Here is a 16,651-nt window from a genome sequence, read left to right on the forward strand (position 1 = left end):
TATTGTGCTGAGCAGTATGCTAATCAGCCATTTATAGTGGATCACTTTTTCACCCCCACTTCAATAACTCGCTGCAACATCCAATCACCAGACTGACAGCGCCCGGTTGAAGTCAGTTGATAGACAGTGCGACCATCATCCATATCGCCCACTGAGTTACATTCAACTTGTGCGCTACATTGCGCTAATCCTTCACCTTCAAACGTGAGTGATTGTACAGAATGAGTATGGCAACTCCCGCTGGTTGTCGTTTGATAAAAACGACTCAGTTCAACGTTGATCGCAGATCGCGCCGCCATTTCAGCCCTTGTCCCTAACACCATCGAAACCAATTGCTGGCTATTGCGCTGTTGATTACGGTTCGCGACCGATGCAACAAAGCCGACCACCACAATGATAAAGATGACCAACACTAAGCCGCTGCCTTGCTGTTTACGGCGTGTTGTAGATAAGCGCATCATGGTCAAACTTTACCTCCTCGCCGCGGTCGGAAAATGTCAGTTCAATTTTCACTAAGCCGTTGCGTTGTAGCTCTGGCTGTGTGACGTGAAAATTAGCTTGGCTAATGTTTTCAGCCATCAATACTGGAGTGCCAAGCTGCTCAGGGCTGAGCGCACTGCGATTAAGCGTGTAATCCGCGTAACGATAAATACGACTGTTCTGATAACAAAAAGCCACTGGCGTGCGATAAAAATAGACTCGCTTAGCTGGCGATTGAATTACAAACCCAGTCGGTTGTGTCAAGGCAACATCGACCATGCTTGTGTTGTTGGGTGGCGTAAAATCAACATCTGCGTTTACTTGCGCTGTTTGCCCGCTGGCACCTGGCGCTTGGCGTAGCGAAGCGGCGTTGGTTGGAAACACGACCAGACGATCGCCATTGAGTACTTTTTTGTCGATCGGCAATAAACGTACCGCAGCCGAAGGCGATTGCACGGTTGGCAGGTCGTTGTAGATCGCGCTGTCAGTGATCGGCAAAAACTCAATGCAACCATTTTCCACCAACACGCTGTTTGGCACCGCTTCACGCAGTTCTCGGCTCAGCCGCTCAGTAACAAAGCGCCCTTGTTGGATCAAAGCTTCGCGGGCGGTGGTATCAACATAAATACCCATACTTTGGCGGATCACAGAGCCTAAAAATAACCCGACTACCGACAACAGAATAATCGTAATCACCATTTCAATCAGGGTAAAACCACGCATCAGAAATTGCCCTTAATCGCCGCAAACGGGTAGCGATTACCCTTCGGGTCAATGATCACCACAGAAACCCGCTTATAGTGAGTCAGTTGGTTAGCGTTCACTCCGCTTAGCTGCCCGCCACTGTCCTGTTCATAAAATACATTGATCGCCGCAGCAAAGCCTCGATAACTGGTCGTATCTAAGAGTGTGCCGAGCACATCTTCAATTGGCCTTGGCTGAGCCGTGATAAAATCATCGACATCGTTGTATTGGTTAATACTCACTTCACTATCCTTACCCAAAGCGTCATGAGCAGTGCACATTTTCTCTACCGTTCCGCTGAGTAAACACTCAGGCAATCCGCCATTGGGGCCGGAGTTTTCGTCAAAGGCTCGGCCCATCACTTCATCCATAACCGCGCGACCTAACTCGGCGGCTTTTACTGCTAGCACCTGTTCAGCGCTTTGTTGCGAGCGAGGATAAAGCGCGGCTGTAATGCCTGTCATGGCTATTGCTGTTACCGTGATAACGATGATCATCTCAATGAGAGTAAACCCGCGCGGCGCGTTAACACGCATAAATGTACCCCTCGCTATTGATGCACACTTGGCGAGATTCACCCGATTGCAGATTATTTAAGGTAACGGTGCAGTTTGCCGTTAAGCACTGCGTGGCGCGGCCTAAACTATCAAAATCTAAAAAATAGCTGCCATCGTTATTGGTTAACGTCAGGGTGATATCGTTCGCCGCCGCGTCAACAAAACTACTGTCGGTTGCAGGACTGAGCAGTGAAGTAGTGCAGGCACCAGCAGAAACAGAAGGAGATACTTGCTGCGCTTGATTATTGCTGACTAACCAGCGATTACAAAAACCAGTGCGCTGCATAGCGCGGTTTTGGGTTAAACGCAGTGAGGCCAACACTTCGCTTTGAGTGGTCACGCTTGAAAAGGAGGAGATGCCAGTATAACGGCTTGCAGCGTACACAGCGACAATGCCCAGCAGCACAATTACCACGACCAGTTCGATCAACGTAAAACCACGCCGCGCTGCTAAATGTTGCTGCATTTTATACCTCTAGCGAAAAAACAAGTGCTTAAAGTATATAAGAAATTTCAGTAGTGGGCTTAAGTTTTACTGATTTTTGTGGGTGAGAAATAACTAGCAGTAAAGGCCAGCAATGCTGGCCTTTACCTACAAGGCGATAACCCTACGCTTTTCTTACTTACAACTTACGATTTCAATCGTGGGCTCAGATGATGGCGTACTTGGAGTTACTGCGTATTTAACAAAACATTTACTAGAATCATCGCTACCCGTTTTGAAAGTATACGATATAGCGTCATTAGTAGTATTTGAACCTGATACAACTTTCCAATCACTATCCAAACCAGTCACGACTTTACCTATACCATTAGCACTTGCTTCAGGATAACCCCACACAACTTTTACTGCACCGCTAATACCACTAATAGCGACATCTGCTGCAGAGACAGACTCTTTACCATCAATTGCCGCTCGGCCATAAACAATGCCAGCGGCACCTTGCATCGCACCTTTTAGTCCTTGTAAAGAAGCATCACGCGCATCGCCTTGCAAATTCAAAAAACGTGGTGCAGCGGTGACGGCGAGAATGCCGAGAATGACAATCACAACCACAAGTTCGATTAGGGTGAAACCGTTTTGTCTTTTCATAGTTACTTTCTCTCTATGTTTTAATCAATGCGCAGACTTACTGCAAAGTGACGGTCACACGACCAGTTTTTATCTCATACACAAACTGGTGCGCGGTTCCGCCCTCTTTTTGCACATAAGTACAAGTGGCTTGACCGTCATCGGCTTGTGCTGAATATTTTACATTAGCGTTATTGGCTGCATTAGCGACTGTGTCAACTTTTGGTGGGTTTTGCAGCAAATTATCCATTAAATCAATACATGACTGATCCGTAATCGCCGCTGGATAACTGGTATTATCGGTATTGAGCGCCAACGGATAACCGTCCCTAAAACCTGTTGCGGCCCCGCTGCTATCTGTAGAGCGAGTCAGCCAGAAATTGACACCATCATAGTTGACGGTGTTTTGTTTTTCCGAGCCCAAAGTCACAGAGGTTCTTGCCTGAGCTTCCCACTGAGCACGCGCCGATAGAACACCAGTAGCAAAACCACCGGCAACCCCTTCGATGCTGGCTTTTTTCGCTTCATCGGTGACATCTAAAAAGCGGGGTAGCGCTGCAACGGCCAATAAGCCGACAACCACAATCACTACGACTAATTCAACTAAGGAAAAGCCCGTTTGTTTGTTATCCATGCTCTACCTATCTCTTTGTTATTACCGTGTATTATACGCACTTGTTCTCGCATCGCTACGGGGCGAGTGCCCATTTCACTGTTTATGTCGAAAACTCATGCTGAAAAATCGACGCTTACTGTAAACTTATCCCTTAAAAGTTCAATGGTTATCACCTGTTTTTGGCTGTAAACATAGCGACATTGATACTGATTTGCTTGATGTACCGATTCAATTGAAATCACTTTGCTTTCAAGCAGTTGTTCATCTGGGTATAGCAGGCTTAACCAATAACGACAATCTATACTTGATTCATTCTCAGCCAATGGTAATACCCAGCCCGTTGCGCTCATATTGAGTAATCGACCATTCGCGATTAAAGTTGAGGGCCGCCCCTTTAATAACCAATCTTGCTTATAAAAATTGGCACTTTCTACGATTTTACTGCTCGCCATCGCTAATGCGGTTTGATTGGCTTCTTTTTCTATCGACTGCCATGCTGATAGCAAAGCCATCAAAAGAACAAAGACAATCAACCCCCAAATTACGAACTGAGAACGCTCTATCGCCGTTTTCATCTGACAACCTTTATCCTTTGATCGCGTCGAGCATTCCCCACATTGGCAGAAAGATGCCAAGTGCCAGCACCAACACCATAGCGGCAACAATCACCAATAAAATCGGCTCTATGCGCGCGGTGAGGGTTTTGAGATCGTAATCCACCTCTCTATCATAGAAGTCCGCGACTTCAAGTAGCAACTCATCAATGCGCCCTGTCTCTTCACCCACCGAAATCATCTGAATAACTAATGGCGTAAAAATATTGGCGTTTACCGCGGTGGTGGATACGCTTGTTCCCGCTTCAATGGCTGCTTTCATTTCTAACAGGCGAGATTCTAGAAATTTGTTATCCAACGCTTCGGCAGATAATGCTATCGATTGGTTTAACGGCACCCCCGCTTTCAACATCAAGGCAAAAGTTCGAGAAAAACGCGCCAATTGCGCTCGGTTTACTATGCCGCCGACAATAGGCATTCTTAAGCGAAACTTATCCCACTTTTGACGCCCTGCTGCTGTGCTCAACCAAGCTCTGAAAGCAAATAAACACCCAAGCAATACGCCTATCATCATCGGCCAGTAGTTGACAAAGAAATCTGACATACCAATTAAAATGCGAGTTGGCAGCGGTAAATCAACCCCGAAACGGCTAAACATGCTAGTAAATTGTGGGATCACTTTAACGTTGAGAATGAACATCGCGACCAAAATAAAGCTGATGACAAAACTCGGATAACGCATCGCCGTTTTGATCCGTTTACGAGTTTCGACTTCTTGCTCGTAGTAATGAGACAATTGCAGCAAAGCTTCATCAAGCCGCCCTGTGTTCTCACCGACGTGGATCATCGACACAAACAACGGGCTAAAGACTTTCGGGTACATCTGCATTGAGCTCGATAAACTGCGCCCATTGGTTAGCTCATTACTAACCGCTTCCAATGCTTCTTTAAGCTGTTTATTAGCACAATTTTGGATAAGTCCTTTCATCGAGCGCAGCAGCGGCACACCCGCCTTGGTCAAGCTGTAAAGCTGACGACAGAAGATCACCAACACCTCAAGTGGCACACTTGGGGTAAACAGCGATTTCCAATCAATCGAAAAATCAGCCCCTTGGTCTGACGAAATTAAGGTCGGAATGACGCCTTTGTTAAATAGCGCTTCCGCCGCGAGCTCTTCCGTCGGCGCATCAACATGCCCCGAGGTTTTGCTACCATCTAAATTTCGACCCTGATAACGATACGTTGGCATGAGTAACCTTAACTATAGATAGATGGCTTGAATGATGCCGGATGAATCACCTTCACCTAAGTTCATCACTTCATCTAAACTGACAACCCCTTGTAGCGCCAACTCCATCGCCGAAGCTAGCAGCGGTTTGTACTGCTTCGACTGACGAGCGGCTTGCGCAAAACTAACCGCATCGTTGGCGCGTAGCGCATCCATCATTTCATGTTCAAGTTCGAGCATTTCAAAAACCCCAATTCGCCCACGGTACCCCGTCAAATTGCAGTTCTGGCACCCACGTCCACGGGTAAAAGCCGCTTCAACTTGATTTGGGAAACGCACCGTCAGCCACTGTTTGCGCGCTTCATCAACCTCATCCACCGCTTTACAATCGGGGCAAACTTTACGCACTAAACGTTGGGCAACCACCGCCCGCACGGCGCTGGCCACTAAATAGCCCGGTGCGCCCATGTCCATCATGCGCAAGGCGCTATCAACCGCATCATTGGTGTGTAAGGTGCTCAACACTAAGTGGCCGGTTAAGGCCGCGCGCAAACCAATTTCAACCGTTTCTTGATCACGCATCTCGCCGACTAGAATAATGTCCGGGTCTTGACGCAAAAAGGTTCTCAGCACCGTTGAGAAATCAAGGTCAATTTTAGGGTTGATCTGCACTTGGCTGATGCGTGGCAATCGGTACTCAACCGGATCTTCTGCGGTAATGATTTTTTTACCGGGAACATTGAGCTCTGATAACGCGCCGTACAGCGTCGTCGTTTTCCCTGAGCCAGTTGGACCGGTTACTAAGATCATGCCGTGTGGACGTTTAAGTTGATGACGTAAACGCTGTAAAATATCATCAGGAATACCTGACTCTTCCAGTTTACGAACTCCGGATGATTGGTTGAGCAAACGCATCACCACCGATTCACCGTATTGTACTGGCATGGTCGACATACGAATATCGACCGATTGGCCTTTGGCTCGGATATTAAAACGGCCATCTTGTGGGAGGCGTTTTTCTGAGATATCAAGATTGGCCATCAATTTTAAACGCAGCACTAAAGCCGAAGCGATGTTGGTTTCATTGAGTAGGGTTTCGTGTAATACCCCATCAATCCGCTGGCGCAAACGCAATACGTTGGCATCAGGTTCGATATGAATATCAGACGCCCCGACCTGAATCGCATCTTCAAATAGAGAGTTGATGAGCTTAACAACGGTCACTTCATCGCTATCATCATCACCGATATCGAAATCAAAGGCGGTATTGCCTTGGTGTTCCAGTTGTAGCTGCTCGGCAAAGGACGCAATTTCTTTGGTGCGGCGATAATAACGATCAAACCCTTCAACCAATTGTTTTTCTGGAGCAATAACGAATTCAAAACTGTATTGAGGCAATTGCGTAAGCAGTGATTCTTGAGCAAACAGATCCGCCGGATCACTCATCGCGATACGCAGCGTGTCGCCATTTTTACCAATGATTAAGGCGCGTAAACGGCGTGCATGTACCTCCGGGAGGATCTGCACTGCATCAATATCGACATTGGCTCGGCTGAGATCGATCAGCGGCAGCGAAAGTTGCTGCGATAAGAAGCTCAGCATCTGCTGCTCTGACAAAAAGCCGAGTTCGATCAGCGTGTCACCCAGTTTACGTCCACTGCGTTTTTGCGCGACTAGCGCTTGCTCCACTTGATTCTCGGTGATGATCCCTTCTTCAACCAGCAGATCACCTAAGCGTTTTCGTAGCTTAATTTGCACTCGCACTCTCCTCTAAACTACTTAGTACGGCTAGGCGATCACGAATAAACAGTTGCGACTGACTCGAGAGGCCAACTTTCGCAAGCGCTTGTTGGTAGGTATATTTGGCCGCCTGAAAATCCATCGTACGCTCTTGTGCTATCGCAAGCCCTAACCACCAGCGTGCGTTCTCAGCATCAAGCTTGACTAAGCGTTGATAGCTTTCTAATGCGAGTGAATCTTGCTTGGCTTTTTGTGCCAAGGCTGCCCTTAGCGAGAGATAATCGATCGAAGCATTGTCAGGTAAATGAACTAGAGGGGTTAACGCCGCTTCACTCTGCTTCTCTTTAATCAGCAATTTGGCTAACGCGATCCGCAAACTTTCTCCGTTATGATTGAGCTTTATACCGCTTTGTAAAATTTCAAAAGCTTTGCGCGCATCACCTTTGCCGTAATAGAGCGCGGATAATTTTTGACGGGCGAGTTCATTTTCTGGGGTAAAGCGTAGCACTTCACTGTACGCATCCAGTGCCTCTTTGAGCTCATTGCTGTCCACGGCTTTATCAGCGCGGCTCATTGCTTTTACCGCCAGTTGCTCTGGCGTCAAATCCACTTGTTCAATCAAAACACTTGAGATTTCTTGGTCACTTTCAGCACCGAGCGCGACCACACGGTTAGAATGCAACGGCTGTTGATTGGCTAAGGCCGAATCCTGTTTAACCGCCACTGTGGGCGTTGCTGAATTTGACGTTTTTTTGTCTACTGCAACAACGGCAGTTTGATAAACAGGGCGATGCTCCGTGACAATTTTGGTGGTTGGGGAAACAAGCGCAGGCGAAGAGCTTCGCTCATCAACCTCTAACAACAGGCTCTTAGGTTCATTCACTATCGCTTGATTGGCCAGTGTCTGACTGACCACTGTTTGGCTGACCATAGTTTGACCGACAATAGTTTGGTCAACCGCAGCTTGGTCAACCATAGCTTGCTGCTGTGACACCGCCCATCCACCGACCGCTAAGCTGGCAGCAAACCCGGCTACCATCCACAACCAAGCGCGGCTGCGTTTTACTTTCGCAACTTGCGCTGGTTGCAAGTTCACCACCGATTGGCGTTGCGCTTGTGCCAGTTTTGATAGTGCATCGTTCATCGCACTCATGATTGACTCCATCCCCACATAAAAGGGCGTTTAAACTTAGGCTTACAGGTATCAAACGTATCGTGAATCGCTGTAAATAGGTGCTGATTGCGAATCGTGCTGTCGTTTTGCGTAAAAGCCAGCAACAGAGCTTTGTGACACACTTGGTTAATCAAACGAGGGGTACCATAACTGGCTCGCCACAACGCTTTTTTCTGTTCAAGATTAAACAGTTGCGCATCACCTCCGGCTTTGCTCAAGCGGCTCTCGATATAAGCGACTGTTTCATCTAAAGAGAGCGGCCGCAGATAAGCGCTAAAAGTAATTCGTTGGCGAAATTGGCGCAGATGGTGCTGCGCTAAACGCTCATCGAGCTCTGGTTGGCCGATCAACACCAGTTGCAACAACTTTGTGTATTCTGTTTCTAAATTGCCGAATAAACGCAGCACTTCTAATGCATCGTCTGGTAACGCTTGTGCTTCATCAACAATCGCGACTACTCGTTTCCCCTGCTGCTTTAGCACAATCAATTGTTGCTGAATACGATCAACAATATCCGCATCATCTTGCTTACTAAGGCCTAGTTCGCTGGCGACAGCTTGGCGAAGTTCTCGACCATTAAGCGCTGGGTTGGGTAAGTAAATCAGTGCAATATGATCGTGTAAATGATTGATCAACATGCGACACACCATGGTTTTTCCGGTCCCTACTTCTCCGGTTATTTTGATCACCCCTTCGCCTAAATCAATGGCGGCACTCACGGTTTGAATCGCCTCGTAATGTGGCGCTAAGCCTAAAAACAGTGACGTGTTAGGCGTGAGATGAAAAGGCAGTTGGTCAAAACCAAAGTGCTCAAGATACATGCTGTTTATTCTTCGTCTGGGAACCACTCCTGCAGTAGTTCACGCGAGCGTTCGAGCTCTTTTTGCCACGTATTAACACCCACAACGGTTGGTTTAAGCAAAATCACCAATTCGGTTTTCTCAGTCAGCTCAGAGGTGTTACGAAACAGATATCCTAAACCGGGTAAATCTCCCAAAAAAGGGACTTTAGATACTTGATTAGAGGTGTTGGATTTCATTAATCCACCAATCACCACCACATCACCATCTTGCGCGCGGATCACCGAGTCTGATTCGCGGATCGTACTGCGCGCTAATGGCAACACAATTTGGTTGCCTGCATATTCAATTTGTTTCTTCTGCTCGTCGACTTCAATCACAGCAGGGTGCACGTGCAATAGCACATTGCCTTGGTCATCAATTTGTGGCGTCACGTCGAGCGAGATACCCGAGAAAAAAGGCGTGAGTTGGATATCCGGTGCAACATTGGAGTTATCGCCATTGCCAACCACACCCGTTACATCAGTGACATAGTATTCATCGGTGCCGACTTTGATCACCGCTTTTTGGTTATTAGCCGCGGTGACTCTTGGACTGGATAGGACATTCAAATCCCCTTGAGTTCCCATGAAGTTAAGCACTGCTTTAAAGCTACCATCTGAAATGGTGACATTGGTTTGGCCTTGCAACAGAGTGCCAATCGCATCCATCCCCGGCAGTAACGAAGCCGCACTACCGACTTTATCAATCACAACATCACCATTGCCAAAGGACATATTTGACCAATTGATCCCTTGCTGGTAACCATCGCTCAAGGTGACTTCTAAAATTTTCGCTTCAAGGATCACTTGTCGCTGCAGACGTTGCTGAGAAATGCCAAGGAAGTTACGCACTTCGCGAATTTCATCGGGGTAAGCGCGAATCGTAATGACACTGGCTTGTGGCGTGACGACCACACTTTGACCTTTGCCCGAACCAATCAGTTGTGCAACGGCTTTTTCAAGCTGCGGCCAGAAATCGCTTTCACTGGTGGTTTCAATTTCAGTCCCACCTTTCGAATTACTGGATGAGTTACTCGAATTGGAATTAGAACTGGAATTTGAGCTAGAACTACTAGAAGAACTAGAACCGGTATCCGTATTAGTGATCGTACCGGTGGTGATGGAAGTTAAAGAACGGCCCGTACGTTTAAGTTGTAAATAATCGACCGGGATAGTCACAGTACGCAGGCCTGACGGGTAAACCTGAATCACTTTACCCTTTTTGATAATTTCATAGCCATACATGTCACGAACGACGGCCAATACATTATCCAAAGTCACGTCGGTTAGATTTACCGTTACACTTCCAGTAACTTCAGGGTGGATGGCGGCACTAAACTCAGTTCCTTTTACTAAACTGGCAAAAAATACCCTTGCATCCACATTATCAGCTTGGATACGAAAGCGTTTAACCGTTTCTTGACTGCGCGCTGTGATTCCCTCAATGTCAGGCATCAAGTCAGCTTCTACGGAGGCCGGTAGAACGGCTAGATTTCGGCTATTGGCTTCATTAAGCGCCTGATTCAAAGACTGTTTCATCTCAACTGGATCTCGATGCCCCATAGAACAGCCCATTAAGGATACGATGACTACGCCTAATACGATTTTACGCATACGATTTCTATACCTTACTGCTTGATGTCCAGAGAAAAGAGGCCTAAATCCCACGTCTTTCCTCTGCGAGAAAGGGTCACTTGCTGTGGTTCAATGGCTTCTACTGTGTAGCCAAATAGCGACTCTCCGATGCCAACCACTTGATCGTTAAGCACTGCCACACAAGGTATGGTTTGTTGGCATACAATACTTTGCAACCTAGGTAGCGGGTAACTCTCTATCTTATTGACAGGTGATGCGCTCTCACTCGCCCAACCTAATGGCGCGGTAGGATCTTGCGCTGCCCAACTACTGCATACAAAACACATCAACAGCAGTGAAAAAACGGATCTAACCACCAATAAACTCCTGTCTAATGCCTAATGTGTACACTTCCATAATGACTCTGGCTTGGGGGTAATTTTCTACCTTGTATTGGAAATGACGCCAATAATACTTCATCGGTAAACTTTCTAAATTGGTCAAATAATTCAATATCGCGAAGTAATTACCGGTGAACTCCAATCTCACAGGATGAACATAATAGCCTGAATATTCAGATGATTGGTTGTTATTTGCAATCGGCTCTGCTGCTAATGACTCCATGGAGACCAAAGTCAACTCTGGGCTGGTTGCCAAAACACTTTCAAGCAATTGCGCCATCTTCGCGGGTGTAATCAGTGAATCAACCAATGCTGCCAGCTCAAGCGAGAGAGTTTGGCTCTGCGCCATTAACTGTTTGAATTCTAGATTGATCTCTTGATTCGGATCTTTATTAAGCTTAGCAGTCAATAACAGAATTTCACCTTGCATTCGCTGGTTCATCTGCTCAACAGACTGAAGCTGTAACCGATTAGCCGCCACCGATTTCATCGCGGGTTCAAGTAACAAGCTAAACAGGAGCAGCGCAATCACTACTAAACCGCACAAGGCGATCAACATTTTTTCACGCGAACTGATGGCTAAGAATTTGTTGCTGATGCTCTGCCAATTCATTGGCTATCCTCCGCTTTAGTTTTAAGCTCAAAGATGAGAATGCCTTGCTCATTGCGCGCAATTTTTAACTTTTCAAAACTACGTCCCACTAGGTTCAGTTCGCTTTTGAACTGACTTAGCCAGTTTGGAATATCTTTCGCCTCTCTGGCTAAGCCTTGCAAATCGAGCTGCTCATGTTGAATGGTAATGGTCGTTAATGAAAGATCATCACGGCTGAGTGTGGCTAGCGAACGCATGACTCCTGAGTAACCGACCTGTTGTGATTGGTCAAACTCATTAATCGAATCCAATGTGGCTTGTTTGCCCTTAATTTGCTGCTTCAAACGCTCAATCGCCGCCATTTTTTCAACCGATGGCTTATGCTTGTCAACTTTCTGTTTGGTCGTTGCTAATTCAGCAGCAAGGACTTTATTTTGCGCTTGTTTGGCTTGTAGCTGCTGTTTCAATTGACTATTTTGCCATTGATAACTGGCATAGGCCAATAGCATCACTAAAGCGACAATGCCCCAAATCGCGCAGACCATGGAGAGTGAAAAATACTCTTTCTTCGGCTTAAGATGCGCCGGGTATAAGTTGAGCATTGAATCGTCAATGCGAGTCACTTGCTCCACCAGCAGATGAGCCGAACTCGGTAACCGCTCATCAAGCAGGGAAACTTTGACATTTAGACGTTCATTTAATGCATCGACCAACTCTTGCTGAGCTTCTTCATCACACAGCACTTTTAGCTGATGTAATGAGGCCCCTTTAAGCTGCGAGGAAAGGTAATCGATCGAACGTTGCAGTTCTAACGCTAAGCCATCGAGCTGTAAAACCGAGCTGGCGACGCCAGTAATGGGAGAGACAACACCTCTCATCGTTCGTTGAAAACAGCATTTTCGATCCACAAATGCGTCAAACTTAAAACTGCTGTTTTTACTGCGCTGTAGCAGCAAAAAATGCTCAAGATCACCGGCACTTCTCGCCCACACTTCATCTTCGGGAATGACTTTGCCTAACTCTAAACCCATCGCACTCAGTTGCGACGCCACTTCCAATACCGTGCGTTTTGAGACCACGTAGGCTTGAATTTTATTATCTGCGGGTAACGGAAAAGCATCAGCGATGATGTCAGTGACTTTCTCTGTCACCAGATCTTTCAATAAAAATGGCAGGGCGACTGACCACTCTTCTTTGGGTAACTGCGGTTTTTCTATTTGATAAGTTTGATAAAAATGAGCGTGGAGGACAAGGTTAATTACCGTACCCTTGATGTTGAGCGGTTTGAGTGCGTGAAAGAGTACCTGTTGCCACGTTGCACCATCAAGCGGGATCTCTGTCGGCAAAGTCGCATCATCCAAAGCCGAGAAATAGAGAGCATCAGGTCTTACGACAACGAACAATTGCCGCAACGTCGCTTTAGATGGTTTTAATTTATCAATCAGTGACTGAAGATTCATATAGGTTCGCTTTTATTTTTTACGCCAACGATTTCTTCGCCCTAAGGTCACGCTAGGGCTAATTATTTTCTCAGGTAACAAAGGCTGTTCTTCTTCAAACAGTCGGCCTTGCCCACCATGAATGCCTAGGTTTTTTAGCGTTTGCCACTCTTGCTCTGTTTCGACACCGACCGCAATAACTTGAGTCTGAGTACCGCCACAAGCACCGATCATGCTACGAACAAACAGCTGATTTTCATGCCGTTGATCTATTTTCTTCATCAAACTGCGGTGTAACTTAAGGAAATCAATCTTAAGATCTTTTATGTAGTGAGTGCTGACAATCGTTCTGCCAGCCTGCCCTACTACTACCTTAGCACCGAGGCCGGAGATCATCTTAATAACGGGGCGCATATAATCGAGATGCTGTACTAACCGACCTTCAGGAAACTCAAAGGAGAGCTGCGATCGGCTACTCGAGGTAAGTTGCAACAATTCATGCCGGAACCACTTAAAATACTGCTTATCGGCGAATGGAATCACATGCAAGTTCACTGACACATTGACCTTAACTTCAGAGCTTTTAAGCAAACGAACGACTTTAAGCAATACGGCTCGATCCATTACCATTTCATAACCCACCGTTTCTAAGGCTGAATGAAAGCGAGAGGCTTTTATAACACCTTGTTCTGGATCATCAATACGCGCAAACAACTCATCGTGCAGCCATACTAAATCATTCGTCTTTTCAAGCAAATAGCAAGGTTGACGGAATAAAATTATTTTCTCAGGCGTCAGCACCTGATCAAACAAAGTTCGCCAACGCACACTGCCACGTTCCTCTTGGAAAAAAGTACTCTTTTTAAAGCGGCTCCACGTGTTCACTCGCTGTAACTGAGCACTTTTTAAGGCCGTTTCTGCCTCATCCAACACTCGACCACGCCGCTCGCCTTCGCTGTACATACTGATACCTATATGGCACCAGTTTTCTTTATCGAGCGGCTCTGGAGGCGATATGCGCGCTAAAAGCTTCAAACATTGTGTAGCAATAGAAGCGACCTCTTTTACCCCTTGGTGCGGCACAAAAATGGCAAAATCGGTATCGTAATAACGAGATAAAATAACATCCGGGTAACGCTGTATGACGTTAGAGATGTTCTCCCCGACTTCCACGACGAGATCATCCGCTGCTTTTTTATCATTTTCTTCGCACAGAGAATCCCAATCATCGATACGCACTAACAAAACGCCACCACGCGCGCCATTCTCTAACAAGGCTGATTCCAATTTGCTATCAAAAAGGACACGGTTGGCCGTACCCGTCAACTTATCTAAGAAGGTTTGGGTCCGGATAAAAGTATCAAAGCGGCTACGCTCTTGACGAGCATCTTGCAGCTCATCAATCAGGACATCAAGCGCCTCACTCGCCGTATAAGGCCACTCGCGGTGATCACCTTTGGCGTACTGCTCCACTCGACCGGCGAGAATCATTCGCCCTCGCTCCTCCAGCAACTCAGATCCCAGCAATTGCTCTTTAAGCCACTTTACCCCACGAATCAAACAAAACACGATGAGACCAACTGCCAACGTAATAGACCACATGGCACCCAATGAGTAGCTATAACTGAGATAGGGCGGAACTGCTTTAAAGCTGATGCTATAGCCTGGATTACGTTCAAGGATAATATCAATATGGTACAAACGGGCAGGGTCGACTTTGGACGAGGTATCTTTAAAACGGTAAATAACGCCAGCTGGTGAAGAGAGCTGCATTTCAACAATGCTACTGGCTTGCAACATTTTGGGCATCCAACGTTGCAATGAATAAGCGGCATCAGGATCTTCTATTTCTTTATCGACTACCTCCACAATTCCTGCTAGGTAGTGATTGAGATATTCTTGTCCAAGCCGTTGAAAAGACAAAGTTCCACCAATAAACAAAATGAACATTGCACTGGTTACGATGAGCGTAACAAAAGCTACTAACCGAGTACTCAGTTTCAGTGTTGGTGTATACCGCATGAATGCTGAATTCCTTTTCAACGTAAACTTTGTCGATCACTAAGCTGTGCTGACAAATAAGAAAATGCTAATAGTGATAACTATATAAAAAAGCCGCGGTTTTCGCGGCTTTTTTCGACATTCGAACGTTTAGAATGGGATGTCGTCATCAAAATCCATTGGTGGTTCATTATACTGAGGTTGAGCCTGTTGAGGAGCTGACTGCTGTTGCTGTGGTTGCTTTTGCATGGCAGGCTGCTGAGGTTGCCCCCATCCGCCACCTTGTTGCTGCTGTTGTGGCATTCCACCTTGCGCTGGAGCACCACCTTGAGCACGGCCACCCAACATTTGCATCACACCATTAAAACCTTGTACGACAACTTCGGTGGTATAACGATCTTGTCCGCTTTGATCTTGCCACTTACGAGTTTGTAGCTGGCCTTCAATGTACACTTGTGAACCTTTACGTAAGTATTCACCAGCAACTTCGGCTAATTTGCCAAACAGCGCAACACGGTGCCATTCGGTTTTTTCGCGTTGCTCGCCAGTTGCTTTATCACGCCATGAATCTGACGTTGCAATGGTGATATTTGCCACAGCAGCGCCACCAGGCATATAACGAATTTCTGGGTCGTTACCTAGGTTACCCACTAAAATAACTTTATTTACTCCACGGCTTGCCATGTTTTGCTCCGTCTTCCATCATGAGTGTTCTTTAAATAGCTGACTAGGATACCACGCTTTATGCGAGGCACAAATCTTCACAGAAATAGTTGTCAAAATTCATCTCACAATCTTGCTCAATTTCCTATTTTTTAGAACCACTACCTCTAATTTAAGGATGACAAAACACTCAGTTACCTTACTATATGAAACTAAGCGCAATTTTATTTATCTCGTTGGCTTTATAACCTAATTTCCGTCATTTTCTAGACAGTTGTCTAACATTCTCGTCAAAAGGAAGTGACCATGAGAAAAGCAAACTATACCCGCACCATTTACTTTCTCTGTTTAGATAAAGAGCAAGAACACCCTTATATTGACCATTTAACCGATCGGCTTGGGCTGCCCATTCCTAAAATTGAGCCCGAAACCCTGCGCCAAACGTATTGCTCAGATAAACACAAAATATTGATGATTGACCATGCCGATTATGCGCAGTTGCAACGACGCTTGGGAAACTGCCCATTAAACAGTCAGCATCATGAAACGATCCTCATCAATGTGTTGCAAAGATTAACCACGAATGACTTATTAACCTTTGGCCATTTAAAGGGGCTATTTTATAAAAATGACACCCTAGATAAAATTGCATTTGGGCTTGGTGAAATCATTAACGGACAAAATTGGCTACCCAGACACGCTGTAAGCCAGTTACTGCACTACTATCGCTACGCGTTTGAATCCCATACTGCTCAAGTGATTACAGACTTAACCGCCCGCGAAATACAGATCCTCCGCTGCTTACAAACTGGCGCATCGAATAACCAAATGTCGGAAGATTTATTCATCAGTGAATTCACAGTCAAATCACATCTCTACCAAATATTCAAAAAGCTATCGGTCAAAAATAGGGTCCAAGCGATTGCGTGGGCCAATCAAAATATTCTGTCTTAATTATGTGCTTTCACGCAGAA

At 46.2% G+C, this 16,651-nt stretch carries 18 protein-coding genes; 1 reads left to right on the forward strand and 17 read right to left on the reverse strand.

The window, feature by feature from the left end; all coding sequences use genetic code 11:
* Nucleotides 1-41 precede the first annotated feature (41 nt).
* The 17 genes from AACQ42_RS01180 to AACQ42_RS01260 all read right to left on the reverse strand — a co-directional run bounded on the left by AACQ42_RS01180 (nucleotide 42) and on the right by AACQ42_RS01260 (nucleotide 15,698).
* Nucleotides 42-461 carry an MSHA biogenesis protein MshP gene (locus AACQ42_RS01180; protein WP_094166186.1) on the reverse strand — a complete coding sequence of 140 codons (420 nt, stop codon included), beginning with the start codon at nucleotides 459-461 and terminating at the stop codon, nucleotides 42-44.
* Complete coding sequence (locus tag AACQ42_RS01185; protein ID WP_094166187.1) at nucleotides 433-1,203, reverse strand: PilW family protein; 771 nt, start codon at nucleotides 1,201-1,203, stop codon at nucleotides 433-435. The genes AACQ42_RS01180 and AACQ42_RS01185 overlap by 29 nt, the downstream gene beginning before the upstream one ends.
* Nucleotides 1,203-1,760: a type IV pilus modification PilV family protein gene (locus AACQ42_RS01190; protein WP_176429719.1), complete on the reverse strand. Its 558-nt coding sequence runs from the start codon at nucleotides 1,758-1,760 to the stop codon at nucleotides 1,203-1,205. The genes AACQ42_RS01185 and AACQ42_RS01190 overlap by 1 nt, the downstream gene beginning before the upstream one ends.
* A complete protein-coding gene (locus tag AACQ42_RS01195) occupies nucleotides 1,750-2,247 on the reverse strand; it encodes a prepilin-type N-terminal cleavage/methylation domain-containing protein (protein ID WP_019282028.1) in 498 nt (165 codons plus the stop codon). The genes AACQ42_RS01190 and AACQ42_RS01195 overlap by 11 nt, the downstream gene beginning before the upstream one ends.
* A gap of 153 nt (nucleotides 2,248-2,400) precedes the next feature.
* Entirely contained in the window at nucleotides 2,401-2,874 is a 474-nt protein-coding gene (locus AACQ42_RS01200) for a type II secretion system protein (protein WP_094150213.1), read from the reverse strand.
* A gap of 37 nt (nucleotides 2,875-2,911) precedes the next feature.
* A complete protein-coding gene (locus AACQ42_RS01205; protein ID WP_013857881.1) occupies nucleotides 2,912-3,487 on the reverse strand; it encodes a prepilin-type N-terminal cleavage/methylation domain-containing protein in 576 nt (191 codons plus the stop codon).
* A gap of 95 nt (nucleotides 3,488-3,582) precedes the next feature.
* Nucleotides 3,583-4,044: an MSHA biogenesis protein MshF gene (locus tag AACQ42_RS01210; RefSeq protein WP_094166189.1), complete on the reverse strand. Its 462-nt coding sequence runs from the start codon at nucleotides 4,042-4,044 to the stop codon at nucleotides 3,583-3,585.
* Nucleotides 4,045-4,054: 10 nt separating this feature from the next.
* Nucleotides 4,055-5,272 (reverse strand): type II secretion system F family protein, encoded by a 1,218-nt coding sequence (locus tag AACQ42_RS01215; RefSeq protein WP_013857883.1) that lies wholly within the window; start codon nucleotides 5,270-5,272, stop codon nucleotides 4,055-4,057.
* A 12-nt stretch (nucleotides 5,273-5,284) separates the two neighbouring features.
* On the reverse strand, nucleotides 5,285-7,009 hold the full coding sequence (locus tag AACQ42_RS01220) for a GspE/PulE family protein (protein ID WP_094166190.1): 1,725 nt from the start codon (nucleotides 7,007-7,009) through the stop codon (nucleotides 5,285-5,287).
* Complete coding sequence (locus AACQ42_RS01225) at nucleotides 6,999-8,144, reverse strand: tetratricopeptide repeat protein (RefSeq protein ID WP_094166191.1); 1,146 nt, start codon at nucleotides 8,142-8,144, stop codon at nucleotides 6,999-7,001. Before AACQ42_RS01225 ends, AACQ42_RS01220 begins: the two co-directional genes overlap by 11 nt.
* Complete coding sequence (locus AACQ42_RS01230; protein WP_176429720.1) at nucleotides 8,141-8,986, reverse strand: ExeA family protein; 846 nt, start codon at nucleotides 8,984-8,986, stop codon at nucleotides 8,141-8,143. Before AACQ42_RS01230 ends, AACQ42_RS01225 begins: the two co-directional genes overlap by 4 nt.
* A gap of 5 nt (nucleotides 8,987-8,991) precedes the next feature.
* On the reverse strand, nucleotides 8,992-10,620 hold the full coding sequence (gene mshL, locus AACQ42_RS01235) for a pilus (MSHA type) biogenesis protein MshL (RefSeq protein WP_088720762.1): 1,629 nt from the start codon (nucleotides 10,618-10,620) through the stop codon (nucleotides 8,992-8,994).
* Between the two features lie 14 nt (nucleotides 10,621-10,634).
* Nucleotides 10,635-10,961, reverse strand: a complete 327-nt coding sequence (locus AACQ42_RS01240) for an MSHA biogenesis protein MshK (protein ID WP_017050664.1) — start codon at nucleotides 10,959-10,961, stop codon at nucleotides 10,635-10,637.
* Nucleotides 10,951-11,595: a type II secretion system protein GspM gene (gene gspM / locus AACQ42_RS01245; RefSeq protein WP_017046645.1), complete on the reverse strand. Its 645-nt coding sequence runs from the start codon at nucleotides 11,593-11,595 to the stop codon at nucleotides 10,951-10,953. Before gspM ends, AACQ42_RS01240 begins: the two co-directional genes overlap by 11 nt.
* Nucleotides 11,592-13,034 (reverse strand): MSHA biogenesis protein MshI, encoded by a 1,443-nt coding sequence (locus AACQ42_RS01250; protein WP_094166193.1) that lies wholly within the window; start codon nucleotides 13,032-13,034, stop codon nucleotides 11,592-11,594. Before AACQ42_RS01250 ends, gspM begins: the two co-directional genes overlap by 4 nt.
* A 12-nt stretch (nucleotides 13,035-13,046) precedes the next feature.
* Nucleotides 13,047-15,035 carry an RNase E specificity factor CsrD gene (gene csrD, locus AACQ42_RS01255; protein WP_094166194.1) on the reverse strand — a complete coding sequence of 663 codons (1,989 nt, stop codon included), beginning with the start codon at nucleotides 15,033-15,035 and terminating at the stop codon, nucleotides 13,047-13,049.
* Between the two features lie 129 nt (nucleotides 15,036-15,164).
* The gene (locus tag AACQ42_RS01260; protein ID WP_013857892.1) at nucleotides 15,165-15,698 is read right to left on the reverse strand and encodes a single-stranded DNA-binding protein; all 534 of its coding nucleotides are present in this window, start codon (nucleotides 15,696-15,698) and stop codon (nucleotides 15,165-15,167) included.
* A gap of 285 nt (nucleotides 15,699-15,983) precedes the next feature.
* Between AACQ42_RS01260 and AACQ42_RS01265 the strand changes: the two genes are divergently transcribed.
* Nucleotides 15,984-16,631, forward strand: a complete 648-nt coding sequence (locus AACQ42_RS01265; protein ID WP_064624269.1) for a LuxR C-terminal-related transcriptional regulator — start codon at nucleotides 15,984-15,986, stop codon at nucleotides 16,629-16,631.
* Nucleotides 16,632-16,651 lie beyond the last annotated feature (20 nt).

The organism is Vibrio sp. V12_P9A6T4 (genome assembly GCF_963874835.1).
Lineage (GTDB): Bacteria > Pseudomonadota > Gammaproteobacteria > Enterobacterales > Vibrionaceae > Vibrio > Vibrio anguillarum.